General features: G+C 48.6%; 24 protein-coding genes. 17 read left to right on the top strand and 7 right to left on the bottom strand.

Going from position 1 to position 25,315, the window contains the following annotated elements; translation table 11 throughout:
- The first annotated feature begins 3 nt into the window (after window positions 1–3).
- The 3 genes from BGX14_RS02585 (at window position 4) to BGX14_RS02575 (ending at window position 4,290) form a co-directional block, all read left to right on the top strand.
- Window positions 4–972 (top strand): adenosine kinase, encoded by a 969-nt coding sequence (locus BGX14_RS02585; RefSeq protein ID WP_073302189.1) that lies wholly within the window; start codon window positions 4–6, stop codon window positions 970–972.
- Window positions 965–1,729, top strand: a complete 765-nt coding sequence (locus BGX14_RS02580) for a hypothetical protein (RefSeq protein WP_095878978.1) — start codon at window positions 965–967, stop codon at window positions 1,727–1,729. The genes BGX14_RS02585 and BGX14_RS02580 overlap by 8 nt, the downstream gene beginning before the upstream one ends.
- Window positions 1,730–1,821: 92 nt before the next feature.
- Complete coding sequence (locus tag BGX14_RS02575; RefSeq protein ID WP_095878977.1) at window positions 1,822–4,290, top strand: Ig-like domain-containing protein; 2,469 nt, start codon at window positions 1,822–1,824, stop codon at window positions 4,288–4,290.
- Window positions 4,291–4,507: 217 nt separating this feature from the next.
- Here BGX14_RS02575 and BGX14_RS02570 read toward each other — a convergent pair whose 3' ends face one another.
- From BGX14_RS02570 to BGX14_RS02555, 3 genes are all read right to left on the bottom strand, one after another.
- Entirely contained in the window at window positions 4,508–5,860 is a 1,353-nt protein-coding gene (locus BGX14_RS02570; protein WP_198951135.1) for an IS5 family transposase, read from the bottom strand.
- Window positions 5,861–5,910: 50 nt separating this feature from the next.
- Window positions 5,911–7,278 (bottom strand): ISL3 family transposase, encoded by a 1,368-nt coding sequence (locus tag BGX14_RS02565; protein WP_095878915.1) that lies wholly within the window; start codon window positions 7,276–7,278, stop codon window positions 5,911–5,913.
- 367 nt (window positions 7,279–7,645) lie between these two features.
- Window positions 7,646–8,599, bottom strand: a complete 954-nt coding sequence (locus BGX14_RS02555) for a lysylphosphatidylglycerol synthase transmembrane domain-containing protein (protein WP_095878975.1) — start codon at window positions 8,597–8,599, stop codon at window positions 7,646–7,648.
- Window positions 8,600–9,020: 421 nt separating this feature from the next.
- Here BGX14_RS02555 and BGX14_RS02550 point away from each other — a divergent pair, with 421 nt between their 5' ends.
- The 6 genes from BGX14_RS02550 (at window position 9,021) to BGX14_RS02525 (ending at window position 13,663) form a co-directional block, all read left to right on the top strand.
- Window positions 9,021–9,194: a hypothetical protein gene (locus tag BGX14_RS02550; RefSeq protein ID WP_158223205.1), complete on the top strand. Its 174-nt coding sequence runs from the start codon at window positions 9,021–9,023 to the stop codon at window positions 9,192–9,194.
- A 59-nt stretch (window positions 9,195–9,253) separates the two neighbouring features.
- Entirely contained in the window at window positions 9,254–10,222 is a 969-nt protein-coding gene (locus BGX14_RS02545; protein ID WP_095879760.1) for a glycosyltransferase family 2 protein, read from the top strand.
- Between the two features lie 600 nt (window positions 10,223–10,822).
- On the top strand, window positions 10,823–11,701 hold the full coding sequence (locus BGX14_RS02540; RefSeq protein ID WP_143394097.1) for a hypothetical protein: 879 nt from the start codon (window positions 10,823–10,825) through the stop codon (window positions 11,699–11,701).
- Window positions 11,702–11,833: 132 nt separating this feature from the next.
- Window positions 11,834–12,322, top strand: a complete 489-nt coding sequence (gene rplU, locus BGX14_RS02535; RefSeq protein WP_073302177.1) for a 50S ribosomal protein L21 — start codon at window positions 11,834–11,836, stop codon at window positions 12,320–12,322.
- A gap of 2 nt (window positions 12,323–12,324) precedes the next feature.
- Entirely contained in the window at window positions 12,325–12,579 is a 255-nt protein-coding gene (gene rpmA, locus BGX14_RS02530; RefSeq protein ID WP_073302175.1) for a 50S ribosomal protein L27, read from the top strand.
- A 64-nt stretch (window positions 12,580–12,643) separates the two neighbouring features.
- Window positions 12,644–13,663 carry a hypothetical protein gene (locus tag BGX14_RS02525; protein WP_095878972.1) on the top strand — a complete coding sequence of 340 codons (1,020 nt, stop codon included), beginning with the start codon at window positions 12,644–12,646 and terminating at the stop codon, window positions 13,661–13,663.
- Between the two features lie 116 nt (window positions 13,664–13,779).
- Here the strand turns inward: BGX14_RS02525 and BGX14_RS02520 are convergent, their stop codons facing one another.
- On the bottom strand, window positions 13,780–14,544 hold the full coding sequence (locus BGX14_RS02520; RefSeq protein ID WP_158223204.1) for a methylenetetrahydrofolate reductase: 765 nt from the start codon (window positions 14,542–14,544) through the stop codon (window positions 13,780–13,782).
- 472 nt (window positions 14,545–15,016) lie between these two features.
- Between BGX14_RS02520 and BGX14_RS02515 the strand changes: the two genes are divergently transcribed.
- From BGX14_RS02515 to ccsA, 6 genes are all read left to right on the top strand, one after another.
- On the top strand, window positions 15,017–15,871 hold the full coding sequence (locus BGX14_RS02515; RefSeq protein WP_095878970.1) for a metal ABC transporter solute-binding protein, Zn/Mn family: 855 nt from the start codon (window positions 15,017–15,019) through the stop codon (window positions 15,869–15,871).
- Entirely contained in the window at window positions 15,868–16,623 is a 756-nt protein-coding gene (locus BGX14_RS02510) for a metal ABC transporter ATP-binding protein (protein ID WP_073302170.1), read from the top strand. Before BGX14_RS02515 ends, BGX14_RS02510 begins: the two co-directional genes overlap by 4 nt.
- Before the next feature lie 140 nt (window positions 16,624–16,763).
- Window positions 16,764–18,380, top strand: coding sequence for a phosphomannomutase (locus BGX14_RS02505; protein ID WP_095878969.1), 1,617 nt, complete (start codon window positions 16,764–16,766; stop codon window positions 18,378–18,380).
- Window positions 18,381–18,462: 82 nt separating this feature from the next.
- Window positions 18,463–19,416, top strand: a complete 954-nt coding sequence (locus BGX14_RS02500) for a hypothetical protein (protein ID WP_143394096.1) — start codon at window positions 18,463–18,465, stop codon at window positions 19,414–19,416.
- Window positions 19,417–19,532: 116 nt separating this feature from the next.
- Entirely contained in the window at window positions 19,533–20,207 is a 675-nt protein-coding gene (locus BGX14_RS02495; RefSeq protein ID WP_143394095.1) for a hypothetical protein, read from the top strand.
- The gene (ccsA, locus tag BGX14_RS02490) at window positions 20,204–21,601 is read left to right on the top strand and encodes a cytochrome c biogenesis protein CcsA (RefSeq protein ID WP_095878966.1); all 1,398 of its coding nucleotides are present in this window, start codon (window positions 20,204–20,206) and stop codon (window positions 21,599–21,601) included. Before BGX14_RS02495 ends, ccsA begins: the two co-directional genes overlap by 4 nt.
- Here the strand turns inward: ccsA and BGX14_RS02485 are convergent.
- Together BGX14_RS02485 and greA are read right to left on the bottom strand one after the other, a co-directional pair.
- Entirely contained in the window at window positions 21,589–22,365 is a 777-nt protein-coding gene (locus BGX14_RS02485; protein WP_095878965.1) for a TatD family hydrolase, read from the bottom strand. The genes ccsA and BGX14_RS02485 overlap by 13 nt on opposite strands.
- Window positions 22,362–22,832, bottom strand: a complete 471-nt coding sequence (gene greA, locus BGX14_RS02480; protein ID WP_073302159.1) for a transcription elongation factor GreA — start codon at window positions 22,830–22,832, stop codon at window positions 22,362–22,364. Before greA ends, BGX14_RS02485 begins: the two co-directional genes overlap by 4 nt.
- Before the next feature lie 140 nt (window positions 22,833–22,972).
- Between greA and BGX14_RS02475 the strand changes: the two genes are divergently transcribed.
- Window positions 22,973–23,830, top strand: a complete 858-nt coding sequence (locus BGX14_RS02475) for an ABC transporter ATP-binding protein (RefSeq protein ID WP_143394094.1) — start codon at window positions 22,973–22,975, stop codon at window positions 23,828–23,830.
- A complete protein-coding gene (locus tag BGX14_RS02470; RefSeq protein WP_095878963.1) occupies window positions 23,791–24,471 on the top strand; it encodes an ABC transporter permease subunit in 681 nt (226 codons plus the stop codon). Before BGX14_RS02475 ends, BGX14_RS02470 begins: the two co-directional genes overlap by 40 nt.
- Before the next feature lie 21 nt (window positions 24,472–24,492).
- On the opposite strand, the gene larE is transcribed toward BGX14_RS02470, so the two are convergent.
- Complete coding sequence (larE, locus tag BGX14_RS02465; protein WP_095878962.1) at window positions 24,493–25,308, bottom strand: ATP-dependent sacrificial sulfur transferase LarE; 816 nt, start codon at window positions 25,306–25,308, stop codon at window positions 24,493–24,495.
- Window positions 25,309–25,315 lie beyond the last annotated feature (7 nt).

Raw genomic sequence — 25,315 nt, 5'->3', positions numbered from 1 at the left:
TCAATGAAAAAGGTTTTAGGTTTTGGTGCTGCGCTGGTCGATTTGCTGGTCCACGTGGAAGAGGAACGGATTCAAAAGGCGAATGTTCCCAAAGGCAGCATGAATCTGGTAAAATATCCTCAGCTTTTGAAACTTTTGGATGGCGTGCAAAATCCGCAGAGGGTTCCGGGCGGATCGGCCTGCAACACGATGGTCGGCTTCGCGAAGCTCGGCGGCAAGTCCTCTTTCTTTTCCAAAACGGGACGTGACGAATTGGGCGTTCTTTTTGCGAAGCATTTGGAAAATTCCGGAGTGGAAAATCATCTGCTTTTATCTTCGACGGCGACAGGGACGGTTCTTTCGGCGGTGACTCCCGATGCGGAAAGGACGATGTTCACTTTTTTGGGCGCTTCGGATGAAGTTTCTGCGGCGGATATTTCGCCAGAACTTTTTGACGGTGTTGGGATTCTTTATCTGGAAGGCTATCGCGCATACGGTGAAGAGTGCTTTGCCAAAATGGTGTCGGAAGCTCGTCGTCGCGGGGTCATGACTGCTCTGGATTTTGGAAGCTTCGGCGTGGTGAACGATTGCCGTTCATTTTTTAACAAACTCTTTGCGGGCAAAGAAATCGACATTGTGATAGCCAACGAAGAAGAAGCGAAAGCCTATACGGGGGAATGCGAGGAGGCTGCTTTGGCAAAGATGGCGCAGTTTGCTTCCATCGCGGTAGTAAAGCTCGGCAAACGCGGCGCGCTGATTTCTCAAAATGGAAAAATCACCCGTGTAGAAGCCGGCTCGGCAAAGGCTATCGATACGACAGGCGCTGGCGATTTGTGGGCTTCGGGCTTTTTGTATGGACTTCTCTCCGGTTGGTCCATGGAGCGCGCAGGAATTTTGGGCAGCATGGTTTCCAATGAAGTCGTGCAGGTTGTCGGCGCGCAAATTCCAGAAGAAGGTTGGGAACGCATTCGCAAGGAAATGGGAAATGTCTGAATCGTCGGAACAGATGGAATGGATGACTCTGGAAACTTTTGCCACGGCAGAAGAAGCGCGGGCGTTGGCCGCCCTGCTGCAAGAGAATGCTTTGGAGTCGAATGTTATAAACGATGCGAATATGGGCGGCGACCCGCTGGGACTCGATTTTCAGAATCGCGGGGCGTCTTCGGTGATTGTACGGGTTCGGGCAAAAGATATTGAATCCGCGCGTCGTATTTTGGAAGCCGCCGTCAAAGCTGCCGTTACGGATGCGGACGAAGCGAGCCTTGCCATGTTTGAATCTTTTTCGGACGAAGACCTGCTGGAAGTTTTGCAAAAACCGGACGAGTGGAATCCGGAAAACGTGCTGCTTTCGCGGAAAATTCTGGCGTCGCATGGAAAGGAATATTCGGATGCGGATTTGCAACGTTTTTTTGACGAACGTCTGGCCGCTTTGCGTGCACCGATTCCTGTGAAAGTTTCCAGCGGCGCTCTTTCCATGGTCGGCTGCATTCTTGTTTTTGTCATCGCCGGCGTGAACTTTTTGTACTTGGACAATGTGAATTATCTCTATCTTCTTTGCATTGCCTTTTTGATTTCTTGCTTGGCGTTGATTGCGGGATTGAATTGGACGTATCGCAAAAAACGCCTGCCGAATGGTGAAAAAATTTTCGTATTCTCCAAAAGGATGCGCCTTTTTTCGTTCTGCGAAATGGTGCTTGCCGCATTGTCTTTGGCTGCGGTCATTATAGATATCGCTATTCGAACGATGTAATTTGCGGTTGTCTTGGGACAACGTTTTTTGGTGAAAGTTCGGGATAAAAGAAGAGACGCATTTAATTTTATGCCTATCGAAAAGGAAAAAATATGCGCTCTTTGCTTTGGCTTGCACTTCTCTGCGTTCCCTGTTTTGCGGCGATTTCTCTTACGGAAGTGGCCACTCTCCCTGAATCGCCCAATTACGGCGGCGGGGACAACGTCGGCTCTTTGCTGATTTCGGAAACTTACAATGCGGGCAAGGGACCCGGAATTTGGATTGTTGCCGATGGCGGTTATCGTTTGTATGTAAACGGCGAACTTTTAAAAGAAGATGTTCAGGCGGGGCGGGTGAGTTTTGTCCCGTACACTTTTCTGCCTGGAGAAAATGCGGTGAGCGTCGTAGGCGTCAATCGATCGGGCGCTCCCGGCGTTCTCGTGCAAATCGACGAATTGGAAAAATCGTATTATTCCGGTGCGGGGTGGGTTTCAAAACCAGCGGTAGGAAACAACGCGTGGAAAGCGAAGGGACGCGATCTTTCGCAATGGGGCGGTGCGACCATTCTCGACTATTCCAACCAGAAAATGCCGAGCGGCGGCGATCTTTCGGGATTTGCCGAAGATACGAAAGCAAAGTGGATTTGGACGGGAAGCGAATCGGATTCCCTTGCCGTTCTGCTCTATACTTTTTATGTGAAAGCGGAAGGCTTTGGAGCTGCGACGACAGGCGGCTCTGGGGGAGAAGTCGTGCTGGCGACGGACTCGGCAAGTGTTCGCAAGGCTTTGCAATCCAATGGCCCAAAAACGATTCTTATTCCCGAAGGAACCTATGATTTTCGGATTTTTAAAAATGCCGTGACGGATGCCAAAAACAGAAAATGGACATGGTGCAAGGGCCAATGCGGGGCAAATGATAAAAATTCAGGCAATACCTTTTACCGCATTTCCTTTACGGAAAATTCTTGCAGCGGGCTCAGCGAAGACGTGACGCCGGTCAGCGAATCGGAAAATTTGCAATCCTGGAACAACTGGATTACCACGAGCGCGGACAAAAGTCTTATCGGCATGGGACGCGGAGCCAACTTGCGCGGGGCGGCCATCAATCCGAGGTCGTATGAAAACGGCCACAATAATATCTATCGGAATCTGGCGTTTTACGATGTGAATCCGCATTTGGTCGAAGCGGGAGACGGTTTAAGTGTGGACGGTTCCGATGAAAATTTCGTACAAAAATTCTGGGCGGATCATATTTCTTATAAATGGATAAGCGATGGCTTTGACATTGGGAATGTGAAAGGTGCGACGGTGAGCTATCTGGATTACGACGGCACGAGCGAATTCAACTGCTGGGGATACGATCCCTACATGGCATTGGTTCAAGATGCAGAACTCACTTATGCGAATGTCTATTGGCATGGAACTTATGGCAGGGTTCCCAAAGTCGGCGGAAATTCCCACGTGCATATATTCAACAATTACACTTCTTATAATTATTGGACGGGAGCAGCGGTCAGCGGCGATAATTCCGGCAGCTATTCGCAAATACTTTACGAGAACAGCTATCTGGATCAGATGAATTTTCACATTGTCGATGTCGGAAGTTACGGCTATATGAATTTCACGGGCAATCAGGTAAAAAACAGCAAAGGCTGCTATTATGTCAATGGGGTATGCTCCAGCAATCCGCCGCAGAATAGCGTGTTCACACCTTCGTATTCGTATGCCAAGCGGACGGTTTCGGCGATTCCTTCGGAACTTCCGGTTTATGCAGGCGTTGGCGGAAAGTGGGGGAAAATGCCGGAATACAATCAGGCTTTTGAAATTTCGCCCAAAGCTGCCTCGGTATCTGTGGAAGCGCAAATTGCGAATAATGCGGTAACATTGAAAGCGACGGTGACAAGTTCTAGCGGCGCGGCGATTCAGCGAGTGGATTTTTACGTGGGAACGGAACTTGTTGGAAGCGCCCATTCCGCACCGTATTCGTTCAACGTTTCCGATCTCGTTCCGGGAGTTTACAGTGCCATCGCTGTAGCGACAGATAAAAATGGACTTTCGGGCGTTTCCTCTTATGTGGTATTTCAGGTTTCGGGCGAGTCGGAAAAAAAGGTGGCGAAGCTGATTAAAAATGGAGCGGGTTCTTCCAATCAGAATTTGATTCTTGGCGATTCCCTTGTTCCGTTCAGTTATGTTTGGGAAAATGCAGAAACGGTAACGGCGACGGGATTTCCCATGGGCGTGAATGTCTTTATAGATTCGCTGGATTCTCGAATTTCCATTTCGGGAACGCCTACGGAATTCGGAGAGTTTGTGTACACCATTACGACTGTCGGAGCGGATTCTAATGCCAGCGTCGTTCGCACCATTCGTGTTGCTGAATCGGAAACCGCGATAACGCATCAACAAACCGTTCTACCCAAAGCCTCTTCGTATCGGGTATTTGATTTGCAAGGACGCCTATTGTATCGTGGTGCTTTTCAACCGAGGATTTATAACCAGAGAGTTTTGGTTGTAGAATTTGATAAAGAGGGAAATGCGCTGCGGAAATATCTGATGCCTTGTTCTAAGTCGATGCCAAAATAAAGGAATTTATATACAAAATTCCACCTCGATTTGCTTGCCCTTCGACAGGCGGTTCTTGAGTTTATCGAAGGGCAGGGACCGGTTAAGAGTTAGGAGTTGGGGGTTGGAACTGAGAACTGAAAACCGAGTTCACCTTGTGAAAAAGAAATGCTTATTTTGAAAAAAAATAATTGAAAGTATTTACTGGAAGAATGTATATAGTCGTCCCTTAAAAAGGTCACTTTGCGAACGCAAGATAAGGACGTTCGCATTTTTTGTTCATTCCGTTCCACAGAAGGCAAAAACAGTATAGCCATTCCAACAGGACAAAAAAGCGCCTCATGGCCCTCTTGAAGTTGAACGCCGCTGCTGCAAGCTTTGCATTGAGCATGTCGCCAAAGATTCCCTTGTAGAAGTTGCGACCCATGCGGTGGTCGCTCTTCAAGTGACCATTGATTGGTTCGATGCCAGCCCTCTTGCAAAAAAGCTTGTGAGCCTTTTTCTTCTGGTAGTAAGTCGCGTTTTTCTTCGGAACGTCCGGTATCACGATCTTTGTCGTTCCGGATTCCTTTTGTCCGCGGTAGCCTCGGTCGCATGCGGCCTGGCTCGGCCTGAATCCAAGCATTTGTTCAACATGGTCAAGCGTATCGTCTATCGTATGTCCGTCATACTCGTCCCGGAACGAGACCGCGCCGACAATGATGCCGCTGTAGCTCCGGGCGATTGACACCTTGTTGCCGAACTCGTATTTCTTGTGTTCCTTGCCCTTGCCGATGCATTTTACTTCGGGTTCGTGTAGCGAATAGATTTTGTTCTTGTCGCATTTCTTCTGTGCCAGAACTTTTTTGAAAAGCTCGATTTTTTCTTTGTGCGTGTTCAACAAGTTCTTGCTGGCGAGATTTCGCTCTAATTCACGGACGAGCCGTCCCGCGATTGTCTTCAGCCTGCGATCCGCCTTGTGAGCCTTTTTGGCGTTCTTCGGGTGATTGCGGAAACGCTGGTCACGATGAATCTTCTTCAAGGTTCTCTTGTAGGACTGTCTCTGCGGAAGGCCGCGTTCTTCCACAATTTTCTGCACCTGATCTATTATCTTGTTCGCAAGTTTGGCGTCTGTAGGGAACGTGATGTTCTTTTCCTGCACGGTCGTGTCAAGAAAGACCGTGCCGCATCCTGTCGGTCCTTGTTTATCGTGGTCATCGTTGACGAGGATACTTTCCTTGAGAATCATGTCCAAGCCTTCCTCGCCGATCTTATGCCGGAAGTGGACAAGTTCGCTCGGGTCGCAGGGTTGCTCCGTCGAGAAGAACCGTTCTCCGCAAAAGTACTGGTAATAGGCGTTTTCCTGGAACTGCTCCACGACGGACTCGTCCGATACGTTGCGGATGTGCTTCAGGATGATGAGCCCGGTCATGAGACGGATCGGCTTGTTCGGCGCACCCATTTTGTCGTCAAACAGTTTCGAAAACTCGGTCTCGAACTTGTTCCAGTCAATCTTGTTCGCAAGAACGTAAAGGGGATGCTTGTGGTTCAACTGCTCCTCAAGGGAACAGAAAAGGCTTGTCTGGGCGGAGGATTTTGGCGGTCTGTACATGGGAAAAATTGCAAGGTTTTTAGAGGCATCATCAATATGTGTGGTAGCATTTAGGCTGCCTTGCTAGATGATTCTCTCGATTCCGATTCCCATTCGTAGGCTATCTTTACATCTACATAGGCACAGCTCAACATTATCAGCGACAGCATGTTGTTCATATTCCTGAAGCCATAGGCAGTCCGTATCAGTAGCTTTATCTTGTTGTTCGTCGCCTCGATCCTTGCGTTTGACACGCCCAGCCTGATTGTGTTGAGGATTCCGTCGTAGTTACGCTTGATCTTTGCGTACAGATCCTTTACTGAGCCGATGCGTGAGTGGCTTGCACGCCACAGCCACCTGTCCAGATTTTCCCTGGCATCGGCATAGCCCATCTTCAGGATGATGCGCAGCTCCTCCTTCAGCTGGTATGCCCTGTAGAGCCGCGGATAGCGGCTGGCTATGAGCTCTATTTTTCTCTGCTGGCTTTCGCTAAGGTTCTCTGGAGCCTTGCCCAGAGCGTACCTGGAGTTCTTTATCCCCTCCGCGGTGCGGTCCTTCGGGACGCTGTCCTTCGTGGGCCTGCCTCGGCCCCGTTTCGGATTGCGGTTTTCCTTGCGGGCCTCCCTCCAGGCTTCCACACGGACCTTGTCCAGGGCATCCGTCGCCCACTGTACGACATGGAAGCTGTCCACGCACCGCTCGGCATTGGGCAGGAACTCCTCGATGCTTGACCTTATCCACTTGGCGCCATCACAAGTCACAAGCTCCACGCCCTTGCGCTGCTCTTCGCTGAGTTCCCTCATGAAGATGTCCAGCACCTCCTTCCCGTAGCCCTCGTGCACCCAGATCACGCAGCGCCTGTCGTGATCCACTACCACCGTTATGTACTTGTGCCCTTTCTTGTAGCTGGTCTCGTCGATGCCTATGCGCCTGAAGATGCAGCCTGCCTTGATAGGCCTTGTGTCCAGGCGTTCCCATACGCGGTCGACGATTTCTCCCACGGTATTCCAGGCGATGCGTAGCTGCTTTGCGACAGCCTTTTTCGACATGCTGCATACGGCCCATGCGACCTGCTGCTCGAAGGCGTCGGTGAAGCCTGACCTGTGGCTTGCCCACGGCACCTTCACGGTTTTTACGCCGCACTTCCTGCACTTCACCCTGTAGGTGTCCATCTTGATGAAGCCCATTTTCGTGCCGAGATCGAGCGTCCGCCACACCCTCTGTTCCCGGCCGTTGTCGTAGAGTTTCCCTTTTCGCCCGCAACAGCCGCACCTGCTGGCGTTGCCCTTGGTGAGTCTTACCGTGATTGTGACCGTGGTATCGGTTTGCTCCTGCTTGACGACAGTACAGCCGTTGACATTGAAGATGGATTTGTATAATTTTGACATGGGCTTTTTCTTCTGTTTTTTTTGGCGATTAAATTTTAGAAAATAGCCCATTTTTTGTTTAATTTAGGCGAAAGTCAACAAAAAAGGGGGGCGAAGCCACCCACACATGTTGATGAAGAGCCGGTTTTTAATCCCATTTTAGAAATCCTTGCAATAATTTCACAGGGTAAAAATCAATTTTTCCCAATAGTTATGCGGGCTGGGCGGGATTTTAAGGGACGACTATATAATTCCCAAAATAAAGTTCCGATTTCTTACGGCGTTTTTTATCGTTGGGTTGGTTGCATTCTATCGTTTTCAGGATCTCTATTGCGGATCCATCCGGCTAAAAGTTTTCTCCATCGCTTGAATAGAGGATTTTGGAAGATGATGAACTTTCAAAAGCTATAAGCCCGAAGAATCCTTTTTTCCTGTTGCCTTATTTTGGGGAAGGATTCTTTTCTTTGATGATGGCAAAAGCGATTGCGCCTTGGATGGTTTGGAACAGAAGTGGCATATAGCTGAACAAGGTGGACGCCAAAACGATATCGGCGGGAATGCCTAAAAGTCCCGTGTACAGGCTAATTTGTACGTTTTCGCGAATGCCTATTCCGTTAATGGAAATGGGCAGCATGGTGAATGTCACCATAATAGTGGTAAAAACTGTAATGACGGCAAAGTTTACATCCACTCCCATCGCTTTAAAATACGCCCAATGAATAATAATGGTTATCGCTTGTAGCCAAATGGAATCCAAACCGGACAAGAAAAATTCTTTTTTATACTTGCGGTAAAGACAAAAAGCATCTTGCAGTTTCAATAGAAAAGGAAACTTTGTAGTCAATGGGGCGGGAAGCTTTATTTTATCGGAGAAAAGTCCTAGGAAAATGACAAGGAGTGCAATCAATGCCAAAATGCAGACGACAGCGACGTATGTCATCGGAATGTTGTATTCGACAGCCACAAAAGGCAATGCTATAAAGAAACTGAAAAACATGGCCAGTAGTCCCATGATTCGGGAAACGATAATAGCTGCTACAGAGTTTGCCATCTTGCCAAATCGCCTTCCAAAGGCGATCGTTTTTACCGCATCTCCGCCAAAATTGCTCGGCAGTAAATTGTTGAAAAAGTAACCCAGGGCGATATAAGCGTAGAATGATTTAAAAGGGATCTTCCGGCCTTCATTGAGCAACAGCCCTCTCCAGCGATTGGCTTGAATTGCCATAAATAGGATCGTTAGCGCGAAAATAAGCAAAAGCCATAACAGAGCTTTGGATGTCCATAGGCTTAAAGCGTCGTTTAGGGGAACCTTGCTGAAAACATAACAAAGGCCTCCCAAGGTAATTAGAATTTTGATGGCATTTTTTAAAATTTTTTTTGCGCCTTGGTTCATGTTTTTAATTTAGAATTATTTCTCTAGGAGTTGCTTTTGAGGGAAGTGCGTTTATATTTATCCCCGTATTACGATTTTTTGCGTGGAGACAATGGATGAACGGCGAATAAAAGAAATTTTATCTGAGTCAGGGATTATGTGTTGCGCTATTTTCTTTTACGGCTTGTTCTAATGCCGATGTTGCCGGTTCGGAAGAAACTTTGCAATCTGATATAGTTCTGACCTCTCTTCAAATACCTCCTTGTTCTCGTTCCACGGTCTCTGCCTGGACGTTGAACCCGGAAGACAGTGTTTATCTCAGCCAACGAATTCTACCGCTTCTGGCGAGTGTCTGTGGATTGCCGCTTGGGAATTGAATGACTCTTTAATGTCGGTAAGGATTATACGGGAAATGGCCATACTGCGGTGGCGGGAGATGACCGTGAAGAATATCTTGGTCGCGGAACCTTCAGGACGTTATGGCGACGGCTGGATGATTCGTGTTGATGACGGGATTCTTCGCGTCCACCTTTGCGACAGCCAAGCGCATGGAGTTGAGTGGCAAATTTTTGAAGGGCAAATCGATTGCATCCGTTACTACGGTATTCTCCAATAACGAGATAGATGTATATTTTAACGGAACTTTTTACGATCCCGTTTTTTGAGAAATTTAAAATGAATATAGATGTTGGAATTATCAACTATAACGGTGGCGATGAACTCATCGACTGTGTACGCAGTTTGGTGATGCAGACGATGCCTGTTCGTATTTTTGTTTTTGACAATGCTTCTGTGGACGATTCCATTTCAAAGCTAAAAAAATCAGAGCTTGCTTGCAAAGTGATTTCAAGCGATAGAAATTTAGGTTATGCGGGTGCCTGCAATCGGTTGCTGGATAATATGGATGCCGAAGTTCAAGTGCTCTGCAATATGGATTTGGAATTTGATGCGCATTGGGCGGAACATCTGTTGGCCTGTTTTGCGAGGCATCCGGATGCGGGCTCCGTGGCGAGTTTGGTTATGGAAAAAAGTGGCGTGGTGAATGCCGTCGGCGTTCAGTTCGGTCCCGATCTTTTTGCGAAGAATGAAGCCAGCGGTTTAGATGTTTCGGAAGCGGATCTGCGGGAAAAAGAAGTATTTGGTTGCTATGGCGCTGTGATGAGTTTTCGTCAGGAGGCCGCAAAGGCGGCGGGTCGAATGGATGCTGGCTTCTTTCTCTTTTTTGAAGAAACGGAATGGTATTTTCGTCATCGCCTGGCCGGTTTCAAGACGGTATTTTGCCCGGATGCCAAAGTTTTTCATGAACGATCTAAAACCACGGTGCGCTATTCTCCCAACAAATTATTTTATTCCGAACGCAACCGCTTGCGCTCGGCGGTTCGTTTACTCCCTGCAAAAGAAATTGCAAAACTGCCTTTTTATGCGGTAAAACGCTATTTATCGATGGCAAAAAATACTCCGGATCGTTCTGGCGACGGGAAAAAACTTTCCACCTTTTCGATTTGCGTCGCTTTGGCCAAGGCTTGGGGGCAGGCGATGGCTTTCTTGCCTGTAGATATAAAAATAAGGAGCCGTTACCGTCAAAAATTTGGCAATGTTGATGCTGTCGTGATGGAATTGTTGAAAACTTACGTTTTAAATTGAAGGGCGGTAGGGCTTGCTGAAATGGATGTGCAGGTTTTCGGGGTTACAAAAAGAGGAGTGCGTTCGCACTCCTCCTGGATTGATATTGTCGCTAATCGGATGCCCCGAGTTTAAGGTTTATCCATACCGCAAGGATTTCCTCCACCGCGGCTCAATCCGACTAAAAGATAGCTTTTATTGTGCGAACAAACAAGAGCGGAAGACGCTTGGTTGAAAAAAAAGTGTATTCTCCGGGAATACGCATTTCAGGGATTCAAGGAAAGATTGTTTCCCTCTCTCGCCATAGTAATTTATTCCTCCTAAAAGCTCAAAATTTCCAACCATAAAGCGCGGCGTTTCTAAAGCAAGTTAGTGTCCTTCGATTAGTTCGACAAGTGGTTACCGAGCTTGCCGAGGTGCACTAACCGGCGGTCCCTGAACCTACCGAAGGGCAGAGATCGGTTGGGAGTTGGAAGTTATGAGTTGAGAGCTGAGAATTGAGAACCGAGTTCCCCCTGTGAAAGAAAACGCCCCTTGCGAAAAGAGGTCCACCCTTTGAAAAAAATCGCGAGTATTTGGCAAAAGATTATGTATAATTTCTTTTTTTTTAATGTTATATTTGTGGTTGTGAATTTTAACCTGTTTTTGGCTATCGCTGCGATTTTGGTCTCCTCGCTTTGTGCGCAACAGACGTCCAGCACACCTGCACCCGTTTACTACATTATTGTGACGGACACTTCTGCATTGCGTTCTTTGCCCGAAGGAACGGTTGTCTATCCGGCTCAGCCGCCGAATCCGCAGCCATTGGAATCCGCACCAAAGGCCGTGCACCATTCTGCTTCCAGCGATGCTTTTACTGACGAGAGGGGACAAACTCCGAATGCGGAGAATCCGCGCCGCCCGAAAAGAGCCCGCAGCAGTTTTTACTTCAGCCCTTCCCTGAATTTTGTGGCCAATATTTTAAAAATGGAAAGGGATGACGACTATTACGATTATTATGACGAAGAAAGCGAGCTGGATGCCCTGGGACTGGGAATGTCCTTCAAATTAGGATGGAATATCAAGAACGTCGTAGCTCTGCATGGGACGCTGGAATTTACTGTGGCTCAAGGGGATCTCGAATACACGCGCAAAAAAGAAGGGGAGACTAACGAATCCATCTCTTTGGATGGTGCGGAATTTTCCCGATTCTTTTTCGGCTTTGGCGCGACGATTTTCCCATTCAGGGATACCTCTTCCGTTTTTCACGGAACCTTTTTTAGCACTTCGCTGGGCTATTCCTTTGGCTCTTATGCGGATTGGGACTATTATTCTTCCGATGATTTCTACGTAGGCTTTGGATTTAAAGCCGAAGTGGGGAAAGTGTGGGCGGTGAGCGAACGCTGGCATTTGGGGCCTTCCGCCGCATTCTCTTTGGACGGCTATGTGGGATACGACGAGGATGATTTTCGGCGGACGTGCTATTCTTTATGGCTCGGCATCAATATCGTCCGGAAATGACGCTGGATAAAAAAGCCGCTGATTTTGAAGCTAGCCACAAATAATTCACAAAAAAATCACACATTCCCTTTCCAAAAAAGGAAAAGTTTTCTATTTTCCTGCACCCACAGCAAACCTAAAAAAAGGAATATTATGTATTCTATTGTTGAAACAGGTGGTTTCCAGTATAAAGTCGAAGTCGGTAAGACTTACAAGGTCCCGAGCGTCGATGCTGCTGTCGGTTCTTCTCTGGAACTCAAGTCCGTCCTTCTTTTCTCTAACGGGAAAGAAGTGAAAGTCGGCACCCCTGTCCTGGATGATGCTTCTGTCAAGGTCGAAGTTCTCGCCCACGACAAAGAAGACACGGTGATTGTCTTCAAAAAGAAGCGTCGTACCCGCTACGTCCGTCGTAACGGTCATCGTCAGGGCTATACGGAAGTGCTTGTCACGGAACTTCATTCCGGTGCAGAATCCGAAGTGGTCGATCCGAAGATTGTCGAACGCAACCGCGCCCGCGTCAAGGCTCTTGCCGCTCAGAAGGTGCAGAACGTTCCTCTGACCCGCAAGGAAAAGATCGCTCAAGGCATTCCGAAGCCCGCTAAAGTCAAAAAGAATTCCATCCGCAAGTCGAAGGAGGCTTAATAATGGCTCACAAGAAAGGTCAAGGCTCCGTTCGTAACGGCCGTGATTCCAACGCCAAATATCTTGGTGTAAAGAAATACGCCGGAGAAACGATTAAAGCCGGCGGTATCATTGTCCGTCAGCGCGGTTCTCATTTCCATCCGGGTACAAACGTCGGCATGGGCAGGGACTTCACGTTGTTCGCTCTTGTTGACGGAAAAGTCAAGTTCGAACAGAATGCTGGTGCGCAAAAGGTTTCGGTCTATCCGGAATCGTAGAGTGTTAAAACGCATTTAAACAAGGCCGAGTGCAAACTCGGCTATTTTTTTAGGGATTGGGTCTATGAAAAAAATTTTTGCACTCTCGTTGCTTTGCTTGGGAGCGGTTCTTTTTGCCGAAGAGCCTGTCGATGCTTTCGGGTTTAAGAAAATCTATCGGACAAAAGCGGGAACGGAGGAATGGAATTCCTCCCATTGGGCGAATGGAAAGGCTCGCTCGGTCGAATGGGACGGGGATCCGGACGATCCTTGGGGCTGGACGGAAAGCCACAGCGCCGGTTCTGGCTCTTTTGATATCGATGGCCAGGGAATCATGCAGATGAACTGGAACGACGGACCGCGATTTCACTTGAACAGCCTGCACGGTTCTTCGACGCAGTTCTTTTTGAACTCCGAATGGACGGGCTACTTTATGCGGGATGCCTTGGGTGGCGAAAATTACGGCGGCATGGTTGTCGGTATGCGTTCGGGACCGCTTGGGCACGCTTCCAGCGGTGGCGACGATTGCGATGCGACGACGTATTACGCCCGTTTTCGCAACGACGGCAAATGGGATTTTGAAAAGGAGTGGAAACACCCGGAAAGCTATTATCGCACGACATCGGGAGTGGGGAATCAGGATCCGCTCTGGAATGGAAACGTGCTGCCCGTCGGAAAGTGGATCGGCATGAAGTATATCGTTTACAATAAGGACGCGGGAACTGTCCGCCTGGAACTTTATATCGATTCGACATCCAATGCGACTCCTCCCGGAAAATGGGAACCCGTCGGCGCCATTGAGGACTCGGGAACGGATTTCCGCGGAGCGTATAGCGAAACGGTTTCGGGCTGTTCCTATTCGGACGCTTATGCGCCGATTTTGGAAGGCGGCGGCACGATTCTCATGCGTTCGGACAAGGATCATCCTTACTACAAATTTGTGACCCTTCGCGAAATAGACGTTCAAGAAGCTCCGTTTGAAGGGACGGAGTCGATTCGGAAGCTGCCCGCCCGCAGCTGGATTCCCGCTATTTCTGACAAAGCGTTCGATTTGCTCGGTCGCCCGGCTGGTTCGGGGGATGTTTGGAAAATGCTTGCCCGATAGGTGAAGGCGGGGAGTGGGAGTTAGGAGTGGTTAGTGGTTAATGGTTAGCGGCTAGCGGCGTTGAATAAAGCTTTGACTTTGACAATGCCGTAGTGCGTTTAGATTGCGTTTTCTCTTTACGCTTCGAAAATATCCCGCAGATACGCGAGAGCACCATTGGCGACCGGCATCAAGTAGGCGCGCTGCTGCGTTTCGGAAATCGTCACCAGAAGTTGGCGGGCAAGCCTCGTGTTAAAGTCCCTGTCGAAACTGAAATTCGGCGGGAAAACGACTTTATTCACGCGTTCCCAGTAATTCTGGCTGCGTTCCGTATAGACGGGCGCAATGCCGAACCAGATTTCGGCATCCGGCAATTGTTCCAGCCAGAGTTCCAGCATGCCAACGGAAAAAAACGGCTGCGTAAAAAATCCGTCGCTTCCCGCATCCCGCTTGGCTCGGGCGTAGTCGAGTTCTTCGCGAAACGAAGAGCGGTAGGGGTCCAGCCCCGTATAGATTTTGAGCTGGGGAAATTCCCGTTTGACCGCTTGAACCGCCTGAAGCGTGGTGAGTCCGGAAGGGACGAAATCCGGGGATTCTTTGGGCGGATCGCCGCCGATAAGCAGAACTTGGGATAGTCCCGCTTCCACTAGGACGGCAATTTTTTGCAGCAGATCTTTTTCGCTTCTATCGATGAGGCGAAAATGCGGAGTCGTCACTAGGCCGGATTCCAGAAGGCGCTTCGAAGGTTCAAACGATTTGATGGGCAGCCGTCGGATTTCAGGAATGTTGATGGACGTTACGAACGGAAACGAGGAAAGGGACTCTCTGGCTTCGGCAAGGACGCCGTCGAGCGTGCGCGGAACCAATTCTAAAGCGATGTTTTTGGGTTTTCTGAAGCTCATGCGAATAATATAGCAAGATTTTTTGTTAAAGCAATGCGTAAATGCGAATTTTTGCATAAATATAGATCGGCTAAGAAGGGGGGGCAATTTATCGCCCGATTCTCGGAAAGATGGAAGTTGGGGCTTCAAATCTTCGTTTTTCCAAGCTTTTCAAAGTCTAGCGGCGAGAACAGAAAAAATCCTTTAAAGATATGCTCCCTGATTTCCGCGTAGAAATATGACGTTGAAGAGAAAACTTGCGAATTTTACCGCATCCTCAACGCCGCAGTAAGCTGCAAGCATAGCCCTTTTGTTCAGGTTGCCTTCTATCCGTCTTGACATCCCGCTTTTGAAAACTTTGGCAATCGCCGATTTAGATGGAAAACGCCCCCTCCAAAACGCTTTATTTTACTGGACTCGAACCGATTTTCGACAATGCGGAAACTAGAGCGACGGCAATTTTATATATTGTTGCATCCGAGGAAATTTTTTCATGCTGCGTTTTTTTATCCTTGTCGTTTTTGCTCTTTTGGAAGTCGCTGCGGCTCCGGCGATCACGGTTTCCGTTACGCTGGCTCCGTATGCAAAAATGGTGCGAAAAATTGCCGGGGATCGCGTGGATGTCGTTACCCTCGTCCCCGCCAATGCGAATCCGCACTCTTTTGAACCCAAACCGGACGCGCTAAAAAAGTTCGCTTCCGCTTCGATTTATTTTTCGGATGGCTCCGGTTTGGACGAAGCCTGGCGTCCGCGTTTTTTAAGCGTGAATCCCAAAGTCCGGGTGGCGAACCTTTCCGAAGGGATTTCTTTTATTTCGGAACCAGAAGAACACGGGCATCGGCACGGGGATGATCATGAACTCGATCCGCATTTATGGAATTCGCCACGGCAAGTGATTTTGGTAGCATCCAATATCTGCAAGGTCCTTTCGGAAGCGGATGCGGCGTCGGCGGGATTTTACCGGACGAATCTGGAAAATTTTTCTCGCGAACTTTCGGTTCTGGACGTCCGCTTCACGGAAACGGTGCGTAGTCTGCCGGAGGAACGTCGGACGTTTATCGTTTTTCATCCTTCTTATGGATATTTGGCGCGGGATTACGGATTGAAACAAATCGCCGTGGAAATGGACGGCAAAGAACCGAAACCGCAGGATTTGCAGTGCCTGATCCAGACGGCAAAGGCGAACCGTGCAAAAATCGTTTTTGTGCAGCCGCAATTCAGCCGCCGGGCCGCAGAATCCTTGTCTCGGGAAATCGGGGCGAAAATCGTATCGATAGATCCGCTGGCCTACGATTTTGACGAAAATCTGCTTTTGTTTTTGAAAACGCTTGCGGGAGATGGAAAATGAATCTTTTCCCGGCGATAGAAATTCGGGACGTGAGCTTTTCTTATGGCAAAACGCCGGTTCTTTCCCATGTGAACATGAGCGTTCGTGCTGGCGATTTTCTCGCGATTATCGGTCCGAACGGCGGCGGCAAAAGTACATTGATGAAATTGATTGTCGGGCTTTTGAATCCGTCGGCGGGAAGTGTCCGGCTTTTCGGAGAAAAGGTTCCGACAAAAAAGATCTCGGTCGGCTATGTCCCGCAAAATACGAACGGCAATCTGGAGTTCCCAATAACGGTCGAGGAAACGGTGGCGACGGGGCTTCTCCGTTACAAGTCCCATTCGGACCAGGTGAGACAGGCTCTGGAAACCGTCAAAATGGAGTCTTTTGCTGAAAGGCGGCTAGGGGAGCTTTCCGGCGGGGAACGTCAGCGGGTGCTGATTGCGCGGGCCCTTGCGTCCAATCCGCAGATTCTTTTTTTGGACGAACCTTCCAGCAATATCGACGCCAAGGGCCAAGAGGATTTATACGGGTTGCTGGCACAACTGAATCAAAGGATGACGATTATCATTGTCAGTCACGATTTGATGGTGCTATCCAGCCATGTCAAGAGCGTCGCCTGCGTGAACCGGGACGTGCATTTTCATTCTGGATCGCAGATAACTCCGGAGATGGTGCAGGGAATGTATGGCTGTGAAGTCGATTTGATTGCGCATGGAGTGCCACATCGGGTTTTGGGTTCGCACGACCATCTTCACGGTGGCTGCGCGTAAAAATCCGGGCGTTTTGATTCAGAAGATGTACCCGTAAAATGGACTGCATAAACGGTTCGGCCTCCTATTTTGCTTTTGCTGTCCGGAATTTTTGAAATTTATTAAATTATACAGGTCAAATTTATCCAATAGGAATACGAATGGAAACTGCAGCACAACTTTGGAAAAAAATCCAATCTCCCGATTTTAAATCGGCTAACGACATGAATCTGGTAGAAAGCGTGAAAAAAATCGCGCTTGCCAGTGAAACGCCTTGCACGGTCAGTTTTGGGACTTCCGGCTTTCGCGGAGAAATCGGAACGGAATTTACCCTGCGCACGGTGGAAGTGATCGCTTCGGCGATTATCCGCATGTATCGGGAAGCGGATGCGGATTTGCTCGCAGCTCTCGGCGTTTCCGGCTTTGAAGAATTGCAGGAACGCGGCATCGTTTTGGGACACGACAACCGTCTTCTCGGCGACGAATTTTGCATGGCGGTAGCGCAGGTCTTTGCCAAAGCGGGCGTCAAGAAAATTTATTACGGCGGCGAAATGGCCACCCCGGAATTTTCAGCGGCGATAGAAATGCTCAAGGCGGCGTGCTCTATCAATATGACCCCGAGCCACAACCCGTCGAATTACGCGGGCATCAAATTCAATCCGGTGGACGGCGGCCCCGCAGGCCCCGAAATCACGAGCGTCATCACTCGGCTTTCCAATGAAATGATGAAGGACTTCCAGCGGGAAGACTTGGAATCCGTCGAAGTCAAGAAAATCGATTCCGTGGCGATTTACAATGAATTCTTGCACAAGCAGGGGACAATCCAGTTTGCTCGAATCCAGAAGCTTTTGGACGAAGGTCGCTTGACTCTGGTCTGCGATCATGTGCACGGCGCTACCCGCGGACGCCCGAATGCCATTCTCGGCAATCCGCAGTGCCTGCTTTGTCTGCGCACCGAGGACGATCCGCTTTTTGGTGGCATCGCACCGGAACCGAGTTCCAAAAATTTGGAAGGCGTCAAGCGTATTTTGGATCAGAGCAAGAGCTGGTATCGTCTGGGTTGCATTTTTGATCCGGATGGTGACCGCGTGCGTTTTTACGATGGTTCCCGCGAAATCGATATGAACCGTTTTGGCGCGATTGCATTCCACTATATGGTGACGTGGCGCAAGGAAAAGGGCGTTGTCGCCAAGTCCGTGGCGACTTCCAATTTTGTGAATGTCATCGCGAACAAGTTGGGCGTTCCCGTGATGGAAACCCCCGTGGGATTCAAGAATTTCCGCCCCTGGCTTTCTCGCGCGGCGAATCCGAAAGGACTTATCGCTTTCGAAGAATCGGATGGCATTTCAGGATTGAACAACACCCTTGAAAAGGACGCGCAGTTCGGCCTTTTGCTCGCCCTTGAAATCATGGCGACGACGGGCAAAAACCTCGGGGAATACCTGGACGATTTGTATAAGGAGTTCGGTAAATTCTATCCGAGCCGTGCCGGTTTTGAAGTGGACAAATCGCTAGTCGGCGCTCCGCTTGCCGCACAGGTAATGGCTGTTGCGGATAAGGCCAAGGCTGGGGCCCAGGTCAAGGTCGGTGACAAAGAAAAGACGGTGCGCGAACTCTTGACCGTGGATGGCGTCAAAATCATCTTCGAGGACGATTCCTGGATGCTCATTCGCCCGTCTGGAACGGAACCGAAAGTCCGTATTTATACGGAATGTCGAGAGGAAACGGAAAAGGACGCTATGTTCGAAGCCGCAAAATCTTTGTTCTTTAACAAATAAGGGATATGGGCGCTATCGGAAAAGAGGGATGAAGTTCTTGATTTTCGGATGGCGCTTGAATTTCAAGATTGAGGAGTTGAAAATGCTGAGAAAACTATCGATGTTTCTTGTGCTTTGCGTGACGGTCTTGTCCTTTGCGCAAATAAAACCGTCATTCCAGGCCTTTAATGCCGATTACTTGGTTCTGGACGAAGCGATGAACGGCTATCACCAGTTCAAAATTCGCGTCGATTATGCCCCGTGGGCTTTTGTCGCCGAAGGAAAGGTAAAAGCTCCGCAAGGAGACGTCGATTTGCTTTTCAACAGCATTGACAACGACCAGTTGTATATTGAAGTCGCTTATGCGGAGGCTCCCGTGGGGGCGTCCGACGGTTTGGAATACCAGGCGGGAATTTACGACGTGATGATTTTCTATTCCGACGGCACGGACGAATTCGACACGAAAATCAAGGATTTGAAAGTTTCGCTTTTGCCGCCTATTGCCGGAGATTCTTGGGCGACGGGTTCTTTGGCGGATGCGCAAGGCCGTCGTGGTGCTCCGGGCAGCGTTTTTAAGGACCCTGCCAATGCCGATGCGATTTTCAAGGCTTCTGCCCGCCCCCTTTCTAAAGCCCAGGCTCAGGCGGCTCGCAAAGCGGCGGTGGAAAAGAAAAAGAATGCCGCCAAAGCGCGCCGGGATTCCATTGCTGCCGCGGAAGCTGAAGCGGCCCGAGCTGCTGAAGCCGCAGCCGCTGCGAAAGCCGTCAAAAAGAAGCAAGTGCGGCAAACCCAGCCGGTCGTCGAAGCGGCGGAGGATACTGTGCCGACAAAGACTGTCAAGCGTAGGATTATCCGGAAAAAGGTCAAGAAGGTCAAAGCGGAACCTGTGGAAGAGCCCGAAGAGGAACTTTCTCCGCGGGAACGCAAGCGCCAGGCGATGCAGGCCCAGCAAAGCGCTCCGAAAGCGGCAACGCCAGCTTCCACTTCGTCGGATCCTTGCGACCAGCCGGGAATGACGCCGCTTCAAAAGAAGCGTTGCCGGGTGAACAGCAAATAATACGACTGAAAATGGATAACGGCGGTTCTTTCGAGAATCGCTGTTTTTTTGTGGAGTGGCTTTTTGCGCTGCGGCGACGCAGGAAATGTACTTTCAAAAAGAGCTAAATTTAATCCGTGAAAGTATTGTATCGAAGCGTCCGGGTTCTGGGTTCTTTGCCGGTGGGAATCTTTTTATTGGCCTCCCTTTTTGTCCTGTCGTTCTGGGGAATTCTTTTTGATGCGCAGATGGGTGTGGATTTGGGGACGGAACGCTTTTTCAATAGCTGGATTTTTTTTGCCGCAGGCATTTTTCCTTTGCCGGCTTTGAAAACCTGGGCAGTCCTTTTTGGGGTGAATATCACTTGTTCTTTGCTCTTCCGAATGCCGCACACTTCCAAAAAGTGGGGAGTTTTGCTCTCGCACATTGCGCTTCTTGTGCTGATAGCGGGAAGTTTCGCCGCTTCTTGTACCCGGGAATCTTTTACCGCATTGGGTTTTGCCGGGAGTCGCATTGTATTGAACGAAGAGCGGGCGGATGGTTTTCAGATTTTGGCGGTGGATTCCGACGGTTGCTCGATAATTTCCCTTTCCCATGGGGACACGCTTCGCGTTGCCTACAACCAACCGCAAAACATAGGCGCTTACCGGCTTTATTTTGAAGAGTCGTTGTGGCTTTCCGCAGAAAAAGGAATCGCCCGTCTGCACGTAAAGCGGGATCCGTTTGGCTTTGTACCGTATTTATTTTCCGTCCTGCTGATTGTCGGACTTTTGGGAACTCTACTGCCGCTTTGGAGAAATCGCCGCTTATGATTCGCATTCTAATGGGGATATTCTTTTTGTTGCCGGTTTTGGCCGGTGCTTGGAATTTAACGGAAAAGAAAATCCCCGACTGGATCCGATTTGAATCTAGGATTCGCCCTCGCCAATCGTTCGAAATCCTTTTGGCGGAGCGTTTGTGTGAAAAAACGAAATGCGACGGTTTTTCCGCCGCGGAAATTTTGCAGAAAATTTGGAATGGAACTGCGGATTCGCTGGAAGTTTTTCGCATTAGCCGTTCGACGGCGGTGGAAATTCTGCATTTGCCGCAGAACCGCAGAACATTTCGGCGTTCAGAATTTGAAAATGCTCGGCCTTTGCTTCGGCAATATGCGGAACGCGAGGACTCTCATCCTTTAACTCGGGAATTCATCCGTTTAAATTCGGCGCTGGATTTGTACGATTCCATCCAGTCGGATTTTCTTGTGCATCGGGCTGTGCCTGAGGAGTCGCTATCATCGGAGGAATTGAGAAAATTGCAGGCGGAAGCTTTTTATCTGTCCATTGATCCCATGTTTTTTATTTGGATTCTTTCCTGTTGCGCGTTTTGCCTTGCGGCTTTGGGAAACCGGTCTCGGCGAGCTTTTCGGGCAGGCTGGATCTTAGAAGTTCTGCTCGCTTTCGGAATTTTTACGGTATTTGTTTGGCGGGGAATTTGCGAAGGGCGCTTGCCGTTTGCATCGCTTTATGAAATGGTGATGGCGGTGGCTTTTGGCATTGCGGCGGTCACGGGAATTGCTGCGTTCAAAACGAAGATGCCGGGAGTTTTGCTGGGGGGCGCGGGAACCGTATTTTTGCTGGTGACACTTCTTCGATTGGCTTTTCCGGCCAGCGGCGCATTTGAACCGGTTTCCCTGCTTTTGAATTCGCCGTTTTGGCTATCCTTGCACGTTCTGACGATTGCTTTTGGCTTTTGCGCGCTGATTTTTTCGAGTGTTGCCGCCCATATTTCTTTGTGGCTTGGCGTTTTTAGAAAGGCACCGTCCGAATCGCTTCGTTCCATTTTGCGGGCGACTCTTCGGATTGGCTTTGTCTTTTCTGCCTTGGGGACGGTTTTGGGCGGATTTTGGGCGGATATCGCATGGGGGCGTTTTTGGGGCTGGGATCCCAAGGAATGCGCCGCTTTATTGGTGCTGCTTTGGACGTTGATTCTTTTGCATCTGGAACACGGAAATTGGATTTCTGCAAAGACTTGGGATGCTTTGTCCGCTTTTTTGCTGGTCGTTATTGCGTTCTGTCTTTTTGGCGTAAACCTCTTGGGTGTCGGTCTCCACAGTTACGGTTATTCTCCCAGCGTCTTTTTCGCTTTTAGCGCTTTTTCCATTTTAGATTCGTTGCTGATTGGCTTTGCGTATTTTTTGTCGCGCAAGAACTGTCAGATTCCGTAGCAATCTCGGGTGTTTTGGCGAATCTGCTTCATCAATTCTTCAAAAGGGATGTTTTTTACCTGGGCGAGAACTTCGCCGATTTGGGGAATCATGCCTGCGTGACTTGGCTTGCCCCGAAAAGGAACGGGAGCCAGGTAAGGGGAATCCGTTTCGAGCAGCAATCGATTCAGAGGAACGCGGCTTGCGGCTTCTCGGACGGATTCGGCGTTTTTAAACGTGAGAATTCCGGTGAAGCCGACGTAAACGCGGCAAGGCAACTGAAGGGCCGCTTCTACGAAACGGCAACTCGCCGTGCAACTGTGAATATGGAGAGTCGCATTTTGCAGATGGGCGTGTTGAAGAACATTTAGAGAATCGTCGTCGGCTTCGCGCAAGTGCAAAACAAAAACTTTATGAAAGGGCAAGCCGATTTCCAATTGGCGCTCAAAAACTTCTCGTTGTTTTTTTCGGGATGCTGTTTCATAGTGGTAGTCGAATCCGATTTCGCCAATGCCGACGGTTTTAGGAGAAGCCCAAAGTCGCATGAGGCATTCTTCGGTTTCGGCGTCATAAGAGTCGGCATTTTGCGGATGAATGCCAAAAGCGGTATAAACGTTCGGGTACAAACGGGAAATTTTTTCGGCGTATTCGAATCCGGATTTTTCGCAGGCGACGTGAAGAATCGCATCGGGTTTGGGAGAAACCGTATTCCACCAGGAATCTAAATCGATTCCGGATTTTTCGGTGAAGGAATCCATATGGCAATGCGGATCGACGAAGTTCATTTGTATGTGATTCCGATGATGACGTATTCCACTTTTCCGCGTGGAATTTCGATGGTCACGCTGTCGCCCTGTTTTTTACCGATAAGAGCCATGCCAACGGGGGAATTGACGCTGATTCTTCCGGCGATGGGATCGATTTCCTGAACGCCGACAAGGGTATAAATGCGCTGTCTATTTGTCTTTTTATCTTGGAGGGTTACGGTCGCTCCAAAGCGGATGGATCCGTCGGCAGGAGCGTTCGTCGAAACGACTTTTGCATGGTCGATAATTTTATCGAGTTCGCGCAATCGCCTGTCGATATCCCGCAACCGCATTTTTCCATAAGTGTAGGCGGCGTTTTCGGAGCGGTCGCCTTCAGCAGCGGCGGCTCCTACTTGGCGTTGCATTTCGGGACGTTCTACAAACTTGAGGCGTTTCCACTCTTCCATCAGTTTGTCGAATCCTTCTTGAGAAATAAAATCGGACATACGGCAAATATAGATAAGGCCAGCGATTTTTTGAAAATGCTTTTTTGGAGGTTGCCTTAAAGCGTTCTTATTGGGTGAAAAATAGGGTAGTCCCTTTTGGCGAAACTCTTAAAATTTTCTCGTTTTCTATTATTGAAGCGATGTCCGCCTGTATTCATTTTTCCCATTTGTCTTTCGCTTATTCTAAACAGTCCTCTTTGGCTTTGGACAATGTGGACTTTGCCATTGGAAAAGGGGAATCCTTTGCGCTTTTGGGCCCTAATGGTGCGGGCAAAACAACGCTTTTGCGAATTCTTTGTGGAAGGCTTTCCGCTTTGAATGGATGTGTGAAATTGGATTCGGAAATGCGCCTCCCCAATGGAATGCTGAATTTGGCGAAGTGCGGCATTCTCTTGGAAAATCCCGGCGTTTATCCCCGTCTTTCCATCGAAGAATATCTGCGTTTTTTTGCGGATTTTTACGCTGTTCCCGACTTGAAAACGCGTCTATCCAAACTTGCCGATGCGCTCGGTATTTTGAATCTCTTTCAAAAGATGGGAACTCTTTCGCAGGGGATGCGGCAGAAAGTGCAAATAATGCGCGCGCTTCTTCCTTGTCCATCGCTTTTGCTTCTCGATGAACCTGTGGCGAATCTGGATCCGGAATCGCGAGAAACGGTGTGGGAACTTCTTGCCGATTGGAAAAGGCAAACGAATGGAACCCTTGTTGTGTGTTCGCATATTCTTGCCGAAATGGATAAAGTCGCAACATCCTTTGCCATTTTGGAACGGGGAAAACTTTTGTGTTGCAAAAAAGTCTCGGATTTACAAAATCGGGAAGTGGAAATTCGGGTGCGGATTCCGGAAGGAGAAACGGAAGCGGCATTTTGCGAACACCTCCTTTCCTCGGCAAAAAAGACGAAGGGAGAAGTTTTGAATGTGAAAACCGTTCGTCCGTCGCTGGAAAAATTTTATTGGGAATGCGTGGCGTCTTTGAAATCGCAGGGATTGAAAAAATGAAAAATGCGATTCGAATTGCTCGGCATGAAATGCGTCAAATTTTGCGGGAACCGAAATTTCTCATTCCCTTTTTACTGCCGCCCTTATTTTTAATAGGATCTCATCTGTTCTTATTTTCGGAGCAGATGCATTCGGATGTTTTGCCTTATACCATGTTGCTTTGTGCTTTGTTGATTTCTCCGATGGTGGTGCCGCTCGCTTCTGATAGTTTTGCAGGCGAACGGGAGCGCAATTCTTTGGAGCTGTTGCAGCTTTTGCCGATTCATCCGCTCAGTATTTTTTGGGGAAAAGTTTTGGCTCTTATTCCGATTCCACTTTTTTTCCTTGTGTTTTCCGAATTCGTTTTTGCGAAAATGCTTGCAGAAAGTTCGTTTGTCTATTTATGGAAAACGCTTTGGATGGGATTTTGTTCGACAAATCTTTTTACCGTCATTGCATTGCTTGTTTCTCTTTATGCGAAAAGCGCACGAGCTGCCAATCAAATTTCTTTACTCTTTTTCTTTATTGCGTTTTTCTTTTTTCAAATGGGTTCCTCCTTTTATTTGAGCAACGCATTTGCTCCGCTGTGGCTGGGTTTGCTTACGCTTCTGGCCGATATTCTCATAACATTTTTTGCCGTTCGCCGTTTCCGCAAACTTTGATTTTGGCGTTAAGTCAAAAAGCTATTTTCCCACATTCATGCTGCCGCTCCGAAATCCTTCCAAATCCAAGGAAACATAAGCGAATCCAGCTTGTTTGCATTCGCGGAGAATCGCCGCTTTGTGCTGAAATAATTTTTCAAAATCTTCAGGGAGCACTTCGATTCTTGCCAACTCGTTGCCATCGCTTCCGTGAATGCGGACTCGGTATTGCTTGAATCCAAGTTGAAAAAGAAATTGCTCGGTGCTGGAAATCATTTTTAAGCGGCGTTCCGTAATTCTTTCCCCATAAACAAATCGGGAAGCAAGACAGGCGAAAGAAGGTTTATTCCATGTAGAAAGTCCCAATTCCTTGGAAAGTTCACGGATTTCCATTTTGGAAAGTTTCGCCTCTCGCAATGGACTTTCAATGCGAAGTTCTTCAATAGCTTTCAATCCGGGGCGAAAGTCTTGCAAATCGTCCACGTTGCTTCCTTCGCAAAGGGTATGGAAGGAATTTTCAGCAGCGATTTTTTGAATTTGAAAAAAGAGATGACGCTTGCACAAGTAGCATCGATTTTTTGGATTTGCAGCAACGCCTTCTATATGGAGGGCTTTGAATGGATAAAAGATTTGCCGGATTTTTTCTTTTGTACAAAACGCTTCCGTTTCCTGCATTTCGCATTCCGTGAAAAATTCGGAATGGGCGGTAATGGCAATCGCTTTTTCGTCTAAAACGTCGTGGGCAACTTTCAATAAAAACGTAGAATCCACTCCGCCTGAAAAAGCTACGGCGACACTTTCTTGTTTGCACAGAAAATTTTGCAAAGTCTGCAATTTATTTTGTAATTCCGGAGGCATATCAATG

The sequence above is a fragment of the Fibrobacter sp. UWS1 genome (assembly GCF_002300445.1).
GTDB classification, from domain to species: Bacteria; Fibrobacterota; Fibrobacteria; order Fibrobacterales; family Fibrobacteraceae; genus Hallerella; species Hallerella intestinalis.
The sequence above is the reverse complement of the archived record's forward strand: the minus strand, read 5'-3'. Positions and strand labels throughout refer to the sequence as shown.